This is a genomic window from Anoxybacillus pushchinoensis, from assembly GCF_900111795.1.
Taxonomy (GTDB): Bacteria; Bacillota; Bacilli; order Bacillales; family Anoxybacillaceae; genus Anoxybacillus; species Anoxybacillus pushchinoensis.
Genome location: NZ_FOJQ01000103.1, coordinates 1 through 2,497, shown reverse-complemented (window position 1 = coordinate 2,497; position 2,497 = coordinate 1). Strand labels below are relative to the sequence as shown.

At 37.1% G+C, this 2,497-nt stretch carries 3 protein-coding genes and 1 pseudogene; 1 reads left to right on the top strand and 3 read right to left on the bottom strand.

Annotated elements, in window-relative coordinates; genetic code table 11:
* The coding region (locus BM213_RS14830; protein WP_208601931.1) for a hypothetical protein at positions 1 to 193 on the top strand (193 nt) is incomplete at its 5' end.
* A gap of 34 nt (positions 194 to 227) precedes the next feature.
* Here BM213_RS14830 and BM213_RS14275 read toward each other — a convergent pair.
* From BM213_RS14275 to BM213_RS14265, 3 genes and pseudogenes are all read right to left on the bottom strand, one after another.
* Positions 228 to 479 carry a hypothetical protein gene (locus BM213_RS14275; RefSeq protein ID WP_091705252.1) on the bottom strand — a complete coding sequence of 84 codons (252 nt, stop codon included), beginning with the start codon at positions 477 to 479 and terminating at the stop codon, positions 228 to 230.
* A gap of 379 nt (positions 480 to 858) precedes the next feature.
* On the bottom strand, positions 859 to 2,142 hold the full coding sequence (locus BM213_RS14270) for a cell wall-binding repeat-containing protein (RefSeq protein WP_425265940.1): 1,284 nt from the start codon (positions 2,140 to 2,142) through the stop codon (positions 859 to 861).
* Between the two features lie 151 nt (positions 2,143 to 2,293).
* A pseudogene (locus tag BM213_RS14265) lies at positions 2,294 to 2,497 on the bottom strand (RNA-guided endonuclease IscB); the annotation flags it as partial.

The window sequence follows — 2,497 nt, the reverse complement described above, 5'->3', positions numbered from 1 at the left end:
CTCCTTTGCTTTCCTTGTGTTCCAAGGTTTTATTCGACAGGAAGATAAAAAAAATCCTCCCGATTTTTGTCGAGAGGGTGCGAAATGTGAGTTTTACAGTGAAAAATACACACGAATATTGCCTTGCAAATATCATACAACAATAGGCGGGCGAAAAAAACACTGTAGTTTTAAGCCTACAGTGTTTCAATAACTGATCTTTACATCATATATCCTTGTTTCATCATTTATTGATTCGTTTTGCTATTATTCATCATATGTTCCATCATTTGATCCATCATTTGATCCATATTTTTAGTATTTCGACACTGTTCATACATTTTTTGTAATTGTTCCTCTGATAAATTTGGATGCATTTGTTTCATCATTGGCAACATTTCTTTCCAATCTTTATTATCGTTTTTGCTTGCTGCAAAAACAGCTGTAGCTAACACAAAAGCTGAAACAAGTACGAGCAAACCTGAAATAAATTTTTTCATTTTTTCAACACCTCCATCCTTATTCTGGTTTTAGAATAAAGGAAAAGTATGGAGAAAGTGTTCATAAACATTTACAAATTTTTGTCGCGAATTATCATTAGTAATTAGATATTTTCAAAAATCGATTAGAATTTCTAATGGCCTAATGGCTCTGTCATCATAATCATACTTTGTTGCTTACATGTTTCTTAAACAACATGAATCATTACAAATTAGCTTGTAGAAGTTGTATGTGATGATATGCGAATAATTCAAGAACCTTTGATGTTAGTTGAATGCCATATGTTTGCATCATCATATTAACACCACAAGTTTCAAAAATAAAAAAAACAGCTTGCTCGGCTTGCAAGCTGTTTTGCGTATATAGATTTACGTGCTTCTAATGCCCTGCATGTCCTTCTCCGGTTGCGGGAATAATTTCGAGCTTTTCGTCAATAATTCCTTGTGTTTGATAAGAGATGGAACGGAATGTACCAGATAAAAATGCATGGTTATACGGTCCCTCTGTTGGATCATCCGTAAAAGTTGGTTTTAAACGAGCTAAAAATTCGTATACGTCCTTTGTTAATGTCCCATTCTCTAGCCATATTAAAGGTGCGTGTTTTCCTAGATGGGAAAACGGTGCAGCCGCAATCGCTAGTTCAGGGGTTTTCGTTGAAATAAATGATACGCCATGTCCCGGATCATTTAGCCCCCAACCAAATTTTGTTTTTTCATCTTTATAAGTAGCAAAAGAAACGGATTGTTGCACCGGTGTATCGCCTGCGATTCGGACAACAGTGCCAAATGATTTTAGTTCGTTTTCCACTTCTTTAGAGATTACTGATTCGGGACCTAAAAGGTATATATTTGCTTTTCCTTTTCTTTGCTGTAACGCCTCTTTTGTTGGCTGTGGAATTTCATTTGCCGTAACATACAACAACGGTTCTTCCATGTGGGCAATCCAATTGGCAGCTATAAGAGTGTACAATTTTGCCTTATCTTCCAAAGAACCAATAATCACACTTTGTGGAGTCTTGCCGGCAATGTCGCTGTAAAATTGGTCAATTTCTTTCGCAAACGCAGCCGGATCTGTTTCACTAATTTGTTTCATCTTAAAATTCTTTAATTTATCTAGTTCGCTTTTAGCAAGATTTCCCATCACTGTGATTTGCGTACCGTCAGCTGTGCCTAAAGGCTGAAGGCGGTTTATTTCCTTTAAGACGGCATCCGGTATTTTTTGATCTTTTGTAAATAAAACAGGACCGTTGTTCGGATGATGAATTAAGTCTACACTTGCCAATGCGATTTGCCAACTTTCAACGGGCACTAAAATAATTCCGCCGGGCTGGTTTTCTTTATGAGTGGCAGGCCAAACCGTTTGTGAAACCATGACGGATAACTCAATAGGATCATCCGTGTTGATACGAGTAACGTTTTTCGTCGCTGTTATCATGATGTTTTGGTTCGCTAAACGGTTGAAAGAACTCGGTGGCTTCGCGAACTCCATTTCATTTGTTTTGTTATCTTTGTCTTTATCATTGGAGGACATATCCATATTTGCATGATCCATTTCTTTCGAATCATGATCCATCTGATTATGGTCATTGTTTTGATTGTTACATCCAGTAATGATAAAGACAGATAGCACAGCTACTAGCGCTCCCCTAAGTAATTTACTGATCATGTGTAATCCTCCCTGAAAGAATCTTTTCTTTATTGTATTTATCCCCATTTGTTATTACTTTTAAACTTTTCCCAAATTCCATAATAAAAGGTTTTTTATCAAAAAACAATGTGATTTTCACGAAACTCACGCAAGGAAGCCCCTGCCTTTAGGCACGGGGAGGAATTGCGCCTTGTGCAAGTTCCGCTTCCTCCTTTCTATAAGCATATCCATCAAATAGTTGAATAACTTGAATATATTTATAGCTGATTCCTTGCGCGATACGTTTACCGTCTTTTCCTTTGATGTCGAAATTTCCAGTCTTCCTGCATGCCACTTCACCAAACCACACGCCTTTGTATTTTCCTCTTGG